We start from the raw sequence: 14,113 nt of genomic DNA, 5'->3' as shown, positions 1-14,113 counted from the left end.
GACTCGGCGAACCCCATGAACCCGGCCACGGCCGCCACCAGCGGAAACGGCAAGCCGCCGGCCGCGCGCACCCATTCAACGACCCAGTCCATTGGGCCCCCCGATCGCCGAGCATGAAGATCGATTATGCCCTGCCCAAGAGTGCTTGCGATTCTCGCTGACATATGCCTCAACTCGGCAGCGCACCGCAACCACACCTTGTTCGACGAGCCGTGCTTCGTTCCTCAGCACGGCTCGTCGATCGCCCCCAGCAACCCATGGCGGTGCCCAGCCACACTGTGGCGATCGTAAGGGCTGTATCTGTGTGGCGGTGCGGCAACCCAGGCGGGAGTGTTCGGTCTGTATGGCGCGGTAGGCGTGCGGTGCGCGGCCCGGTGTCCCGCGGCCGTCCGGGACTGGCCCCCCCGGGGTCGCCTCCCTGTTGTTCTTGGGTGGGAATACCGCAGGTCAGCAGCCTCGCCAGGATTCGTAGCCCCGGACCGGACAGACAGTAACCACCCGCCCGCCGGCCGGCCCGGCCACCGTGGAATGGCCTGCCGGTCTGCCGGGGCGTCGGCCTGCGGGGACGCCGGGTGCTGGTCGCCGGTCGGCTGGCCCGCTCGTCCGCTGGTCGCCTGGCAGCCCGTCCGTCGGTTCGCCCGTTCGGAGCCGACGACGTGACCACCCCCGGCGACCACTTCCAGGCTGGGCTCACCGCGCTACTGCGCGACTTCGAGCAGCTCACTCCCCTGACCCCGCCTCTGCACGTTGTCCAAGCCATCACCACGACCGCGCAAGCTCATTGAACTGTGCCGCTCACCAAGAGAGCTTTCTCCTTGCATAGACACTGTCTACCACCTATCGAAGACAGTGTCTATGCAACTGCGGATCCGGCAAGCTCCGCAAAAGCCGCAGCAGCGTCGAGCGGCCCACCGCACAGGCCAGGCGGGCGGTATGACGGGCACCGGGACGACCACCCAGAGCCAGCGCCACCGTCCGCAGCCCTACTGCGCGCCGGCCGTGCCTGCTGGTCAGTCCGGGAACCTGCTCGGCGAAGGTCTGCTTGTCACAGGCGGGGGTTGTCGCAGAAGAAACGGCGCACCCGTACCTGGACCGGCACCTCCTGCCCGGCCACCGGCAGATCCGACAGGCACCGCTCATAACGGCTATGAACCCGCACCGACTCCCATCCGCAGGCCGGACATTCGCCCTTCGGCTCCGTCGTCGCGGCCTTCACCCGCACGGTCGCGCCCATGCAGTCCACCCGCTCGACACGAACGGCGGCAAGGTGCGGGAACACGACCGCCAACAGCTCCATGATCGACACAGAGCAGCGTCCCGATACCGGCACCGGCCCGTATCCAGCTCAACATAATCGTGATCTTGGAAGTATGGCCAATCACGGAAAGTGGGCCAGACCCACACGCACTCGGCCGTTGACAAACGGTGGGCGCCTGGTCGTAACCAACATAAATGGCGACTGGAACGACCCGATGACCACGTTCGTCAAGCCGTTCCAGGCGCGGTTCTGCCCCCGATGAGAACCCCATGGTTCCCTTCCTCGTCGTCGCTGCCAGGGGGGTTTTGAGCAGCGCTGCCCGCGTGTCCTCACCGCCCTATGACCCGGCAAGGCCAAGACGGTCACGTTCTGCGAGAGCCCGGCGGTGCGATTCCCACGGACGGCCCGACCTGAGCGGCATTCGGCGCCCGACGCCGAGGATCGGAATGTCCGGTCCAGCGAGGGACAAGGCTTCGTCGCCCACCCCGCAACAGGAGAGATTCCAGCTGTTCAGTAACTTCTGTCCCATGCAGCAGACCACCGAGCACCACTTCGACCAGGACACCCGGCCCACCCCGGCAGGCAGCGACACCTACACCGCCAAGCTCACCGACCGCTGGAACACGGCCACCGGCAACCCCAACGGCGGCTACCTGATGGCCGTGGGTGTTCGCGCACTGCAGCAGCACTCTGAGTTCCCCGACCCGCTGGTGGCATCGGCGTTCTTCCTCCGGCCAGGGACACCCGGAGAAGCACAGATCCATGTCGAGACGGCCCGCCGAGGACGCCGGACCTCCACCAGCGAGGCCCGGATACACCAAGACGGCAAGGAAATCTTGCGCATCGTCGCCACCTTCGCAGACCTCGACCAAGCCGACGGCCGAACCCTCTCCTTGGCGACCATGCCCGACCTGCCCACGCCGGACGAGCTCGTTGATCCGCTGGCCGACATCGCCCTGCCCGGCATCACCGTCGCCGATCGGGTCGAATACCGTGTGACCCAGCCGCCCGGATGGTTGCTCGGACAGCCCAGCGGCGACCCGAGCATGACCTTCTGGATGAGGTTCGCCGACGGCCGCGAACCCGACCTGGTGAGCCTGCCATTCCTGGCCGACGCCGCCTACCCGGCCGTCATGGAACTCGGTGAACTCCCCTCCGCCACCATCGAACTGACCATCCATCTGCGGAACCGGCCCGCACCTGGCTGGCTGGCCTGCCAGATCAACACCCGGCACCTCACCGGCGGTTTCCACGAAGAAGACTGCGACATCTGGGACTCCCAAGGCACTTTGGTCGCCCAGTCCCGGCAACTCGCCATCCTCCAATAGCAGCACGCTCACAGGGTGGCCGCGACGGCGCGCGCCTGGCCGGTCCACCCCCGCCTGGGCACCTGGTGCGCCGGCTACGGCGCGCGGCCGGGGTGCCGGTACGCGACCTCGGCCCCATACGGGCCTGCCGCCGCACCGCCCTGCTCGGTCTGCAGCCGGCCGACCGGCGCTTCGGCTACCCCTGGAGATGGTGTTGCGGGCCGCCGCCGCCGGCTGGCGGGTCGCGGAGACCGACGTGGACTACTTCCCGTGCGCCGGCCGCTCCAAGGTCACCGGCACCGTACGCGGAACCCTGCGGGCCATAAAGGACATACGCGCGGTACTCGCCGCCCATCAAGGGCAGCGTACGACCATCCCCGCATAGGACAGATTCCCGCCGAAGCCGAACAGCAGCATCGGCTCCCCGCGCCGCACCACCCCCTGCTCCAGCAACTTCGACAGGGCCAGCGGAACGCTGGCGGCCGAGGTGTTCCCGGACTCCACCACGTCCCGCGCGATCACCGCGTTGACCGCGCCGAGCTTCTTGGCGATCGGCTCGATGATGCGCAGGTTCGCCTGGTGCAGCACCACCGCGGCCAGGTCCTCGGGGCGTACGCCGCCGCGCTCGCAGGCCCGCCGGGCGATCTCGGGCAGCCGGGTGGTGGCCCAGCGGTAGACGGTCTGACCGTCCTGGGAGAAGCGCGTGGGCGTGCCCTCGATGCGTACGGCGGTGCCGAGTTCCGGCGCCGACCCCCACACCACGGGCCCGATCTCCGCCTCCGGGGCCGCGCTGACCACGGCCGCCCCCGCTCCGTCGCCGGTCAGGACGCACGTGGTCCGGTCGGTCCAGTCGGTGACCGCCGTCATCTTGTCCGCGCCGACAACCAGGGCGTTCGTGGCCGCGCCCGCGCGGATCGTGTGGTCGGCCACGGCAAGGGCGTGGGTGAAGCCCGAGCACGAGACCCCGACGTCCATCAGGGCGGCGGCGGACACGCCGAGACGGGCCGCGACGCGGGAGGCGATGTTGGGTGCGCGCTCGGTCTGCGTGCAGGTGGCGATCAGTACGAGGTCGATGCCGGCCGGGTCCAGGCCGCTACCGGCCAAGGCCTTGGCGGCGGCGTGCCCGGCCAGGTCGGCCACGCTCTCGCCGAACTCGGCCACGTGCCGCGTGCGGATACCGACCCGCTGCCTGATCCACTCGTCGCTGGTGTCCACCATGCCAGCCAAATCGTCATTGGTCAGGACCTTGGCAGGCTGGTAGTGGCCTGTGGATACAAGTCGTGATCCGCTCATGCCGCCGAACTATAGCAACCGAACGTTCGGACGCTAAAGTGGCCGCATGAGTCCGCGCAGATCCGTCGCCGAGGCACTCGGCACCCGTACGGCCATTCTCGACCGCTCGGTCGCCATCGCCTCCACCGAAGGGCTGGAAGGGCTGACCATCGGCCGCCTCGCCCTCGACCTGGGCATGAGCAAGTCAGGCGTGCTCGGGCACTTCGGCTCCAAGGAGATGCTGCAGCTCGCGGTGCTCGACCGGGCGGCAGAGGTGTTCCGCGCCGAGGTCTGGGAGCCCGCCCTGCCCGCCGAGCCCGGCCTGCCCCGGCTGCGCGCGCTCTGCGAGGCGTGGATCTCCTACCTGGAGCGCGGGGTCTTCCCCGGCGGGTGCTTCTTCGTGGCGGCGGCCCACGAGTTCGACGGTAGGAAGGGGCCGGTGCGCGACGCGGTCGCGGCCCTGTTCGACGCCTGGCGCGAGCGGTTGCGTAAGGAGGCGCGGCGCGCCGTGGGGGCCGGAGACCTGCCCGTGGACACGGACGCCGACCAGCTGGCGTTCGAGCTGCTCGGCGTGGTCATGGCGCTCAACCACGCGATCCAGCTGCACCACGACCCCGAAGCCGCGGCGCTGGCCCGCCGCGCCGTACGCGGACGTCTAGGGGGGCTAGCGGTGGTTCGTTGAATCAAAGGTGGGGCCGGGATCTCGGCCAACCGCGGGAACCGTCCCAGCCGCTGACAGCACTTCAGCCACACCATCAGCGTCGATCAGGCGCCGTCGGCTTCGTCGACTACGTGGCCTTGTGAAGTGATGAGGTTGGGGTCGTGCCGGTGTCGGGCACGGTGAGTCAGCCGTGTGCTCGTACCAGGGGAAGGAACACCTGGTCGACGATCTCGGTCAGGACGCTGTCCGGGACGGTGGTCACGCCATTGAGCGCGTACTCGTTGCGGAGCAGGTCGACCGCGACGGTGGCCACCCGTGGCGTTAGCGCTGCGGGGCCGACGTCACCGCGGGCGGAGGCGCGTGCCAGGATGGTCAGCCAGGGCCCGACGCTCGCGCGGCCGAGTTGTTCGCGTAGTTCCCGCATCCGCTCGGGGTCGGCCTGGATGTCGGCCAGCAGTTCGCTAAGGATCTTGCCCACCGGCGATGACATCCGGTCGTTGGCACGGGTGAGCAGGGCGAGCGCATCCGAGCGAAGATCGCCGGTGTCAGGGGTGTCCTCGGGGTCGGCCGGGAGCATCCGCCGGTAGGCGGCGACGCACAGCGCCGCGCGGCTTGGCCAGCGCCGGTAGATGACGTTCTTGGCGGTACCGGCGCGCGCGGCGACGCCGTCCATGGTCAGGTTCAGGTAACCGACCTCGGCCAGTTCTTCGACTGCTGCCCGCAGGATGGCCTGCTCCAACGCGGCGCCGCGCCGGCGGGTCGCCTTGGGTGCCGCCTCCTCGATCACGTTCCTGGTGTCGTGATCGGATCCGCTGTCGCGGTCAACCATCACCCATCCTCTCAATTGGACACCCAAAGTATCCCACATTCCGATGACTCGTCAGGCACAAGAGGCATGTAAGCTACTTTCAGTATCTTATTTCGGATGGCGAGCACGCCGGTCAGAGAGGCTTCTTCATGGATAGACGCGCGCTCCTCATGGGGCTGCTGTGGGACGTCGGCCTGCCGGCCATCGTCTTCTACGTGTGCCGGGCACTCGGGTTCGACGTCTTGCTCGCCCTGGCCGTCGGCGGGCTGGCGGCTCTCATCCGGGTGGGCTTCATCGCCGTGGTCCGGCATCGGCTGGACGGCCTCGCCGCCCTCGTCGGCGTCACTTTCGCACTGCTGCTGGCCGTATCGCTGCTGACCGGCGACCCCCGGATTCTGCTGGCCAGGGAGTCGATCCTGTCCGGCGCGGCGGGTCTCCTCCTGGTGGGCTCGTGCGCGATCGGCCGTCCGGTCCTGTACACCCTCCTCCGGCGTCTCAACGCCGGCAAAGACGAGATGCTGGCGCAACTGGACGAGCGGTGGCGAACCCAGCCCACCTTCCGCAGGCACTTCGTCCTGCTCAGCACAGTGATCGGGGGCGTGCTCCTCACCGAGTCCATCGTCCGGCTGCTGCTCATCTACCTCCTGCCGATCGACGTCATGGCCGCCTTGTCGCCGACACTGCAGATCGGCACCATCGCACTGCTGATCTGTTGGGTGCTGTGGTATCGCGGTCGGGGGCAGCGTGCCGTGGCGGCCGACCGCCTGACCCCACGAGCGGACTCGGAGAGGCCTCGTGCGCGGTAAGGGAATCAACTACGACACCGGCGCTCGCCTGTCGACCGGGTGGACCCGGGAGGCGTTCGACTCCCCGATCGTGCGCGAGGAGATGCGGGTCATCGCGGGCGATCTGCACTGCAACGCGGTGCGGATCTCCGGCAGCGACCCGGACCGGCTGACCATCGCGGCCGAGTATGCGGCTAAGGCCGGACTCGAGGTGTGGTTCGCGCCGTTCCCGTGCGACCTGACCGCCGGACAGATGCTGCCGCTGTTCGCCGAATGCGCCACCCGCGCCGAGAACCTGCGCCGGGACGGCGCCGACGTCGTTCTGGTCGTCGGAGGGGAGCTGAGCATCTTCGCCCGCGGCTTCCTGCCCGGGGACGACCTCTTCGCGCGCACCGCTCTGCTCACCAGCCCCGGACCGGACCTGCGGAGCCTGCTCGGCGCCGTCCCAGCTCGGCTCAACACCTTTCTGGCCGAGGCCGTCGACACGGTCCGCCCGAGATTCGGCGGCAAGGTCACCTATGCCTCCTTGCCGTTCGAGCGTGTGGACTGGACACCCTTCGACTACGTCGCCGCCGACGCCTACCGCGCGGCGCACAACGCCGCGAACTTCCGTGAGCAGCTCCGTGATTTGCACCGCCACGGCCTGCCCGTGGTGGTCACCGAGTTCGGCTGCTGCACCTACCGCGGCGCCGCGGATCAGGGTGCGCGCGGCTGGCTGGTCGTCGACCGCGACCACGAGCCGTGGCGGCTGGACGGCGACTACCACCGCGACGAAGACGAGCAGGCCACCTATCTTCGTGACCTCTTGCACATCTTCGAGCAGGAGAACGTGGATAGTGCCTTCTGGTTCACCTTCGCCGGCTACAAATATCCCCACCACGCCGATCCCCGTTACGACCTCGATCTGGCCTCCTACGGAGTCGTCAAGCTCGCCCCGGACATGAGCTGGGAGCCCAAGGCGTCCTTCCAGGCCCTCGCCGCCGAGCACGGCAAGGCGAGCAAGTCCTAGAACACATCTAATGCCCTGACATAGGGCTTTCGAGATCGGAGAACCATGGTTATTCGTCTGGCTGTCATCGGTGCAGTACTCGTCGTCGGAGGTCTGATCAACATCGGTGGATTCGGAAAGTTCACCGTCCCGCTCGGAGTCGTTGTGCTGCTCGGCAGCGGCGTCCTCTGGCTCGTCCGCAATCGGAACTTCTCAACGCGGCGCAAATAACGCGGTCACCTTGGGTGAGGGGTGGAACTACCGGTGCAGGCTCTCCGGCTTCTTGCAGCGGGACTTATCATCAGCATCAGCAGGCTAGAGATGATCGCGGATCTCCCGGCGGTGCAGCTCAATCGTGCGGCCTGACCACTCCCAGGCCCAACGCGCTGGCGGTCAGATCACCTGTACCGGCCACATCACGGGGAGCTGATGACGTTCCCATAGTGGCGAAATCCCAGGAGTGGTCTGGCGGCTCGCCGCATGTTGCTCAACTCGCCCGAGTAGAACCTGCTCGCCCGCAGCGCCGACGAAGCGGGCGGCCGGCTCGAGCCGCTGATCGCGGCCCCGCTCACTGTCGCCCTTGCCCCACGTTGCTGCCTGACAGGTCGGTAGACACTGATCGGCGCCTGGTTTCATCGTCGAGTCGTTCGGATGATCACATCGGCAACCTGGTCGATGTCGTGCGATGTGAGGTCCGCGCGTGTGGACAGTCGCAGTCGTGAGATCCCGTCCGGGACCGATGGCGGGCGGAAGCAGCCGACGGCGATGCCGGCGTCCCTGCAGGCGGCGGTCCAGCGTACGGCGGTTTCGGCGTTCTCGGCGCGTACGGACAAGACGCATGCCGCGGGCTGTGGCGTGTCCAGCCCTGCCGAGGCGAGCCTGGCGTGCAGTTCGCGTGCGGTGTTGCGGGCCTTGGACGGGCGCTCGGGGTCGCGGCGCAGCAGGCGGAGGCCTGCCAGTGCGGCGGCGGTGGCCGCGGGGGCGAGTCCGGTGTCGAAGATGAAGGTTCTGGCGGTGTTGATCAGGTGGTCGATCACGCGGGCCGGGCCGAGCACCGCTCCGCCCTGGCTGCCCAGCGCTTTGGACAGTGTGATCGTGCAGACGATGTCAGGTGCGCCGGCGAGCCCCGCGGCGGCCGCCGCTCCGCGCCCGCCTGTCCCCAGCACGCCGAATCCGTGCGCGTCGTCCACGATCACGGCCGCTCCGACATCACCTCCGGCCTCGGCCAGGTCGGTCAACGGCATGGCGTCGCCGTCCACGGAGAAGACCGATTCGGTCACGACGACGGTACGGCCGTCATGGTGTTGCAGGGCCTTGGCCGCCGCGGCGGGGTCGGCGTGGGGGACGATGATGGTTTCCGCTCGCGACAGCCGGCAGCCGTCGATCAGCGAGGCGTGGTTGTGGCGGTCGGAGGAGATCAGGGCGCCTGGGCCGGTCAGTGCGGTGACGGCGGCCAGGTTTGCCGCGTATCCGGAGGCGAAGACCAGCGCCGCCTCGAAGCCGGTGAAGTCCGCGAGCTCCGCTTCCAGCGCGGCGTGCAGTTCGGTCGTTCCTGTGACGAGCCGCGAGCCCGTGGCCCCGGCTCCCCAGCGCGTCGCCGCCTCGGCGGCGGCGCGCGTGATCTCGGGGTGCCTGGCCAGGCCCAGATAGTCGTTGGAGGCCAGATCAAGCAGCGCCGAGTCGGCGGGCCGTGGGCGTAGGGCGCGGACCAGACCGGCGCGGCGGCGCTGGTCGGTCTGTACGTCGATCCAGTCGAATGGGTTGGGGCGCATGGCCAGGGAATCTAGCCCGGGTGTGAACGGGGCCGTGGTAGAGCCGTTCTACAACATTGACTGAATGATCTTGTCCGGGTCGGCCATCGGGTGTCGCCGACGGCCTGGCGGAGGATCGAGGCATGGAACTGTTGACCACACTGGTGGACAAGGGGCTGCGCGGACAGACGCCGACGCGCGAGGAGGCCCTGGCCGTGCTGGCGACCTGCGACGACGAACTGCTCGATGTGGTGGCCGCGGCCGGGAAGGTGCGGCGAATGTGGTTCGGCCGTCGGGTCAAGCTCAACTACCTCGTCAACCTGAAGTCGGGCCTGTGTCCTGAGGACTGCTCGTACTGCTCCCAGCGGCTGGGCTCGAAAGCAGAGATCCTCACCTACAGCTGGCTCAAGCCGCACGAGGCCGCCGCCGCGGCTGAGGCGGGGACGGAGAGCGGCGCCAAGCGCGTGTGCCTGGTGGCCAGCGGGCGCGGCCCCACCGACCGGGACGTCGAGCGGGTCGTCAGCACCATTGAGGCGATCAAGGAGCGCAGTCCCGACGTGGAGATCTGCGCATGCCTGGGGCTGCTGTCACAGCAGCAGGCCGCGCGGTTGCGCGAGGCGGGCGTCCACGCCTACAGCCACAACCTCAACACCTCTGAGGACCAGTACGGCAAGATCTGCACCACGCACGGATTCGCTGATCGGGTGGACACCGTCCGGCGTTCGCGTGAGGCGGGCATGTCGGCCTGCTCCGGCCTGATCGCCGGGATGGGCGAGAGCGACGCCGACCTGGTGGACGTGGCCTTCGCGCTGCGAGAACTCGACGTGGACTCGGTGCCGGTGAACTTCCTCATCCCCTTCCAGGGGACCCCGCTGTCACAGACGTGGGAGCTCACCCCGCAGCGGTGCCTGCGGATCCTGGCGATGGTGCGCTTCGTCTGCCCGGACGTGGAGGTCCGCCTCGCCGGTGGCAGGGAGATCCACCTGCGCAGCCTGCAGCCCCTGGCCCTGCACATCGTCAACTCGATCTTCCTCGGCGACTACCTGACCAGCGAGGGGCAGCCGGGCAAGGCCGATCTTGAGATGATCAAGGACGCGGGATTCGTGGTGGAGGAAACCGGATCCGCCACGCTGCCCGAGCACCGCGGCGCGGCCGCGCCCGCCCCGCATGGCAAGCACGGTGACGCGCCGACCGCCGAGTCCGCACGCACCGACCTGGTGGCGCTGCGCCGCCGCGGCGCCGGTACCGACCTGGCGCCCAATGCGTGACCCGCGACACGTCCAGAAGCTGCTGGAGCTGGACCAGGCCCACGTGTGGCATCCATACGCGCCGATGCCGGGCCGCGAGACCCCGCTGCTGGTGGAATCGGCCTCCGGGGTGCGGCTGCGGCTGGCCGAGCCGATCGAGGGCCAGCGGGAACTGGTGGACGCGATGTCCTCCTGGTGGGCCGCCATCCACGGCTATGGGCACCCCGTCCTGGACGCCGCAGTATGCGACCAGCTGGGCCGGATGAGCCACGTGATGTTCGGCGGACTCACCCACGAGCCCGCGATCCGCCTCGCCACCCGCCTGGCGGAGATGACCCCAGATCCGCTGGAGCACGTCTTCCTGGTCGACTCGGGCTCGGTCGCGGTCGAGGTGGCGGTCAAGATGTGCCTGCAGTACTGGCGGTCGCTCGGCCATCCGGACAAACAACGCCTGCTGACCTGGCGTGGCGGGTACCACGGCGACACCTTCCAGCCGATGTCCGTGTGCGACCCCGAGGGCGGCATGCACTCCCTGTGGACCGGCGTGCTGCCGCGACAGGTCTTCGCCGACGCCCCGCCCGCGGGTTTCGACGCCGGGCCCGACCCCGCCTACACCGCGCATCTGGCCGAGCTGATCGAACGGCACGCGCACGAGGTGGCGGCCGTCATCGTCGAACCGGTGGTGCAGAACGCGGGCGGCATGCGCTTCCTGTCACCCGGCTATCTGCGGGTACTGCGCGAGCTGTGCGACACGCACGGGGTCCTGCTCGTGTTCGACGAGATCGCCACCGGCTTCGGCCGGACCGGCGCGCTGTTCGCCGCCGGCCACGCGGGCGTCGCACCGGACGTGATGTGCGTGGGCAAGGCGCTCACCGGCGGCTATCTCAGCATGGCCGCCACCGTGTGCACCTCCAAGGTGGCGCACGGCATCGGCCGCGGTGACTTCCCCGTGCTCGCCCACGGCCCCACGTTCATGGGCAACCCGCTCGCCGCCGCCGTCGCGGGCGCCTCACTCGACCTCCTGGCGGACGGGGCCTGGCAGGCCCAGGTCAAACGGATCGAGACGGGACTGCGGTCCGGGCTCGCCCCCGCGCGCGGGCTGAGCGGGGTGCGCGACGTCCGCGTGCTCGGCGCCATCGGCGTCGTCCAGCTCGACCACGACGTCGACAAGGTCGCCGCCACCCGCGCCGCCGCACGACACGGTGTGTGGGTACGCCCGTTCAGAGATCTCGTCTACACCATGCCGCCCTACGTCATCGACGACGCCGACCTCGGCCGCATCACCACCGCGATCGTCGCGGCCGCCGCGGCCGGCTGACACCTCCGGAGGGGAACGTCCTCATGCGTGTCCTGATCATCACCGGCACCGGGACTGAGATCGGCAAGACCGTGGTCACCGCCGCCATCGCGTCCCTGGCGGTCGCGGCGGGCCGCCGCGTCGCCGTACTGAAACCGGCTCAAGCCGGGCTGGTCCCCGGGGAACTCTGCGACGTGGACGAGGTCGCCCGCCTGGCCGGCCCCGTCACCCGCAGCGAGCTGGCCCGCTACCCCGAACCGCTCGCGCCGGCCACCGGCGCCCGCAGAAGCGGCCTCCCGCCTGTCTGCCCCCGTCGAGCCGCGGAAGAGGCCGCCCGACTCGCAGAAGGTCACGACCTCGTCCTGGTCGAAGGCGCAGGCGGCCTCCTCGTACGCTACGACCGAGAAGGCCGCACCATCGCCGACGTCCCCGTCGCACTGCGCGACCTCGGCGTGGACGTCTCCGTTCTGATGGTCACCACCGCCGGACTGGGCACCCTCAACACCACGGCGCTGACCGCGGAAGCGCTACGCACCCGCGGTCTGCCTCTGGACGGCCTGGTCATCGGCAGCTGGCCCGCCGCCCCCGATCTGGCCGCCTGCTGCAACCTGACCGACCTGCCGGCCGTGGCGAACGCCCCCCTCCTGGGCGCCCTGCCGGAACGCTGCGCGAAACACGATCGAAAAGCGTTCCTCCCCATAGCCCGCGCCTACCTCGCCCCGGAACTCGGCGGCACCTGGAGCCACCGCGCCTTCCTCGCCCAACATCCCGAACCCAGTCGAATATGAGAGGCCGCCAGTATCAGTAGACAGAGTCTTCAAGACGGGCAACGACAGACCTTCTCAACCGTCACCGTCACGTTTCGGATCTCCCACGGCCGGCGACCTCATGGCACACGTTCCACACCCCACGGGCATCGACCCGCGGGCCCAAAGAACAGGATCGCGATGACGGCACGGATCATCACTCCCCGGGGGCGTGGGTTCCTCCTGTTCGACTCCCACCCCGCTGGATGCGCCAAGGTCGTCCAGGACATGCACGATCAAGTCGCCCCCGCGACGATGCATGACCGCCCGACCGCCTTGATCATCGGTTCCAGTGCCGGGTACGGCCTGGCCGCCACCATCGCCGGGATCCGCCGATACGGGATCCAGGGTGTCGGCCTGTGCTTCGAACGACCGCCGACCGACCGGCGCACGGCCACCGCAGGCTGGTACCGCACCCTCTCAACCGCCGAGCTGGCTGCCGGGGCCGGCAGCGACTTCTCCTTCGTCAACGGCGACGCCTTCACCGACGACACCAAGCAGCAGGTGCTCGACCTGCTCGGCACCAAGTTCGACGGCGGCATCGACTACCTGATCTACAGCGTCGCCGCGCCACGCCGTACCCACCCCGTCTCCGGCCAGACCCACCAGTCGGTGCTCAAACCCATCGGCCAGGGCTACGGCACCAAGACTCTGGACTTCAGCAGGGACGTGCCGACGCTGAAGGACATCTGGATCGACCCGGCCACCGACGCCGAGAAGGCCGACACGATCAAGGTCATGGGCGGCGAGGACTGGGCCCGGTGGGTGGACGCCCTGGCCGCCCGCCGCTTGCTCCGCCCCGGCTTCACCACGGTGGCGCTGTCCTACATCGGCTCGCACCTCACCTCGCAGATCTACCGTCAGGGCACGATCGGCGCCGCGAAGGCCCACCTGGAAGGCACCGCGCTCACCATCGAGGGCGTACTGAGCGGAGTCGACGGACGGGCGCTGACGTCGGTCAACGGCGCGGCCGTGACGCAGGCTTCCACCGCGATCCCGGGAACCGCCCTCTACACCAGCCTGCTGCGCGGCGTCCTCGGCGCCACCATGCAGTCCCCCATCGCCCAGGCAGTGGACATGTGGGACCAGCTCACCGGCGCCCACGAGCTCCAACTGGACGAGGAGAGCCGGCTCCGCCTCGACAGATGGGAGCTGCACCCTTCCGTCCAGGAACAGGTGACCGAAGGGTGGGAGAAGGCCACGCCCGACACCATCGCCGACCTGGCCGACATCGACTGGTTCACTACCGAAGTCCGCCGCTTGTACGGCTTCGCTGTGAACGGCGTGGACTACACCGCGCCCTGCGAGCCGGACCTCCCTTGGCCGACCCTGGGATAAGAACGCGGGAAAGAAATCTCCGATGGACGGTTCAACGCTGGTCGACGTGCCCGTGAACGCTGGCCGGCGTTCCCTCAACGCGTCGCAGCGAGGAATACCTCATCCCACCGATCAAGAATGGAGAAGTTCTTCGGCCACTTCGAGCGCCGACGCGTCACCCTGGGCGACTGCGACCGCGCCTACGGCACCGGCCGCGTTCACGAGCACGTCCCGTTGACCGAACTAACGAGGACCCAGCTGAACCTCGGTACGCGGCAACTGGGCGTGACCGAGCTGCTCGGCCGGTCTGGTCAGCTCACGTTTGCTACTGCATGTGACGGCCCGGTTCGGTTGTCATCCCTCTCGTCGGAGCAGATCGGCAGGCAGAGGTGGAGATGGCAGAGCCGGTGCCCGGGAACCGGGACAACTCACCAGAGCGCGGCCGCCGGAACACCGTGGAGCCGCGGTCATGATCTGTCACGATAGCCGCCGGAGCTGCGGTGCTGCGCACTGGACGCGAAGGCAGCAGGGACGCCGGGATCAGGCCGAGGCCGGCCAGGCCCGCCAGCACGACAAAAGAGGCGCCGGTCGCGGGCGCGGTCGTCGCCCCGCCGGC

General features: G+C 69.1%; 14 protein-coding genes. 10 read left to right on the top strand and 4 right to left on the bottom strand.

Annotation, left to right across the window (positions count from 1 at the left end; all coding sequences use genetic code 11):
* The first annotated feature begins 572 nt into the window (after nucleotides 1-572).
* Entirely contained in the window at nucleotides 573-785 is a 213-nt protein-coding gene (locus ACIBVN_RS58925; RefSeq protein ID WP_397151370.1) for a hypothetical protein, read from the top strand.
* Between the two features lie 260 nt (nucleotides 786-1,045).
* On the opposite strand, the gene ACIBVN_RS58920 is transcribed toward ACIBVN_RS58925, so the two are convergent.
* The gene (locus ACIBVN_RS58920; protein ID WP_397151371.1) at nucleotides 1,046-1,297 is read right to left on the bottom strand and encodes a transposase family protein; all 252 of its coding nucleotides are present in this window, start codon (nucleotides 1,295-1,297) and stop codon (nucleotides 1,046-1,048) included.
* A gap of 488 nt (nucleotides 1,298-1,785) precedes the next feature.
* Here ACIBVN_RS58920 and ACIBVN_RS58915 point away from each other — a divergent pair, with 488 nt between their 5' ends.
* Together ACIBVN_RS58915 and ACIBVN_RS58910 are read left to right on the top strand one after the other, a co-directional pair.
* Entirely contained in the window at nucleotides 1,786-2,586 is an 801-nt protein-coding gene (locus ACIBVN_RS58915) for a thioesterase family protein (protein WP_397151368.1), read from the top strand.
* 187 nt (nucleotides 2,587-2,773) lie between these two features.
* On the top strand, nucleotides 2,774-2,950 hold the full coding sequence (locus tag ACIBVN_RS58910; protein WP_397151366.1) for a hypothetical protein: 177 nt from the start codon (nucleotides 2,774-2,776) through the stop codon (nucleotides 2,948-2,950).
* Here ACIBVN_RS58910 and ACIBVN_RS58905 read toward each other — a convergent pair.
* Complete coding sequence (locus ACIBVN_RS58905) at nucleotides 2,920-3,858, bottom strand: beta-ketoacyl-ACP synthase III (protein WP_397151364.1); 939 nt, start codon at nucleotides 3,856-3,858, stop codon at nucleotides 2,920-2,922. The two genes, ACIBVN_RS58910 and ACIBVN_RS58905, sit on opposite strands and share 31 nt — an antisense overlap.
* Nucleotides 3,859-3,904: 46 nt before the next feature.
* On the opposite strand from ACIBVN_RS58905, the gene ACIBVN_RS58900 reads away from it, so the two are divergent.
* Nucleotides 3,905-4,519 carry a TetR/AcrR family transcriptional regulator gene (locus tag ACIBVN_RS58900; protein ID WP_397151362.1) on the top strand — a complete coding sequence of 205 codons (615 nt, stop codon included), beginning with the start codon at nucleotides 3,905-3,907 and terminating at the stop codon, nucleotides 4,517-4,519.
* A 163-nt stretch (nucleotides 4,520-4,682) separates the two neighbouring features.
* On the opposite strand, the gene ACIBVN_RS58895 is transcribed toward ACIBVN_RS58900, so the two are convergent.
* Nucleotides 4,683-5,327, bottom strand: a complete 645-nt coding sequence (locus ACIBVN_RS58895) for a TetR/AcrR family transcriptional regulator (RefSeq protein ID WP_397151360.1) — start codon at nucleotides 5,325-5,327, stop codon at nucleotides 4,683-4,685.
* 128 nt (nucleotides 5,328-5,455) lie between these two features.
* Between ACIBVN_RS58895 and ACIBVN_RS58890 the strand changes: the two genes are divergently transcribed.
* Nucleotides 5,456-6,112, top strand: a complete 657-nt coding sequence (locus ACIBVN_RS58890; protein ID WP_397151358.1) for a VC0807 family protein — start codon at nucleotides 5,456-5,458, stop codon at nucleotides 6,110-6,112.
* Nucleotides 6,102-7,100 (top strand): hypothetical protein, encoded by a 999-nt coding sequence (locus ACIBVN_RS58885; protein ID WP_397151356.1) that lies wholly within the window; start codon nucleotides 6,102-6,104, stop codon nucleotides 7,098-7,100. Before ACIBVN_RS58890 ends, ACIBVN_RS58885 begins: the two co-directional genes overlap by 11 nt.
* A gap of 611 nt (nucleotides 7,101-7,711) precedes the next feature.
* Here ACIBVN_RS58885 and ACIBVN_RS58880 read toward each other — a convergent pair.
* The gene (locus ACIBVN_RS58880; protein ID WP_397151354.1) at nucleotides 7,712-8,851 is read right to left on the bottom strand and encodes an 8-amino-7-oxononanoate synthase; all 1,140 of its coding nucleotides are present in this window, start codon (nucleotides 8,849-8,851) and stop codon (nucleotides 7,712-7,714) included.
* 122 nt (nucleotides 8,852-8,973) lie between these two features.
* On the opposite strand from ACIBVN_RS58880, the gene bioB reads away from it, so the two are divergent.
* The 4 genes from bioB to fabV all read left to right on the top strand — a co-directional run bounded on the left by bioB (nucleotide 8,974) and on the right by fabV (nucleotide 13,518).
* On the top strand, nucleotides 8,974-10,098 hold the full coding sequence (bioB, locus tag ACIBVN_RS58875) for a biotin synthase BioB (protein ID WP_397151352.1): 1,125 nt from the start codon (nucleotides 8,974-8,976) through the stop codon (nucleotides 10,096-10,098).
* A complete protein-coding gene (locus tag ACIBVN_RS58870) occupies nucleotides 10,091-11,395 on the top strand; it encodes an adenosylmethionine--8-amino-7-oxononanoate transaminase (RefSeq protein ID WP_397151350.1) in 1,305 nt (434 codons plus the stop codon). The genes bioB and ACIBVN_RS58870 overlap by 8 nt, the downstream gene beginning before the upstream one ends.
* 23 nt (nucleotides 11,396-11,418) lie before the next feature.
* The gene (gene bioD / locus ACIBVN_RS58865) at nucleotides 11,419-12,162 is read left to right on the top strand and encodes a dethiobiotin synthase (protein ID WP_397151348.1); all 744 of its coding nucleotides are present in this window, start codon (nucleotides 11,419-11,421) and stop codon (nucleotides 12,160-12,162) included.
* Nucleotides 12,163-12,321: 159 nt separating this feature from the next.
* Entirely contained in the window at nucleotides 12,322-13,518 is a 1,197-nt protein-coding gene (gene fabV / locus ACIBVN_RS58860) for an enoyl-[acyl-carrier-protein] reductase FabV (protein WP_397151346.1), read from the top strand.
* Nucleotides 13,519-14,113: the final 595 nt, after the last annotated feature.

Origin of the sequence: Nonomuraea sp. NPDC049400, assembly GCF_044466425.1 — a bacterium.
GTDB lineage: Bacteria > Actinomycetota > Actinomycetes > Streptosporangiales > Streptosporangiaceae > Nonomuraea.
The sequence above is the reverse complement of the archived record's forward strand: the minus strand, read 5'-3'. Positions and strand labels throughout refer to the sequence as shown.

Excerpts from the sequence above, each read along its gene's own strand:
- bioD (WP_397151348.1), top strand. The coding sequence starts at position 11,419 with ATGCGTGTCCTGATCATCACCGGCACCGGGACTGAGATCGGCAAGACC.
- fabV (WP_397151346.1), top strand. The coding sequence starts at position 12,322 with ATGACGGCACGGATCATCACTCCCCGGGGGCGTGGGTTCCTCCTGTTC.
- bioB (WP_397151352.1), top strand. The coding sequence starts at position 8,974 with ATGGAACTGTTGACCACACTGGTGGACAAGGGGCTGCGCGGACAGACG.
- ACIBVN_RS58870 (WP_397151350.1), top strand. The coding sequence starts at position 10,091 with ATGCGTGACCCGCGACACGTCCAGAAGCTGCTGGAGCTGGACCAGGCC.
- ACIBVN_RS58900 (WP_397151362.1), top strand. The coding sequence starts at position 3,905 with ATGAGTCCGCGCAGATCCGTCGCCGAGGCACTCGGCACCCGTACGGCC.
- ACIBVN_RS58920 (WP_397151371.1), bottom strand. The coding sequence starts at position 1,297 with ATGGAGCTGTTGGCGGTCGTGTTCCCGCACCTTGCCGCCGTTCGTGTC.
- ACIBVN_RS58915 (WP_397151368.1), top strand. The coding sequence starts at position 1,786 with ATGCAGCAGACCACCGAGCACCACTTCGACCAGGACACCCGGCCCACC.
- ACIBVN_RS58880 (WP_397151354.1), bottom strand. The coding sequence starts at position 8,851 with ATGCGCCCCAACCCATTCGACTGGATCGACGTACAGACCGACCAGCGC.
- ACIBVN_RS58910 (WP_397151366.1), top strand. The coding sequence starts at position 2,774 with ATGGTGTTGCGGGCCGCCGCCGCCGGCTGGCGGGTCGCGGAGACCGAC.
- ACIBVN_RS58890 (WP_397151358.1), top strand. The coding sequence starts at position 5,456 with ATGGATAGACGCGCGCTCCTCATGGGGCTGCTGTGGGACGTCGGCCTG.
- ACIBVN_RS58895 (WP_397151360.1), bottom strand. The coding sequence starts at position 5,327 with ATGGTTGACCGCGACAGCGGATCCGATCACGACACCAGGAACGTGATC.
- ACIBVN_RS58905 (WP_397151364.1), bottom strand. The coding sequence starts at position 3,858 with ATGAGCGGATCACGACTTGTATCCACAGGCCACTACCAGCCTGCCAAG.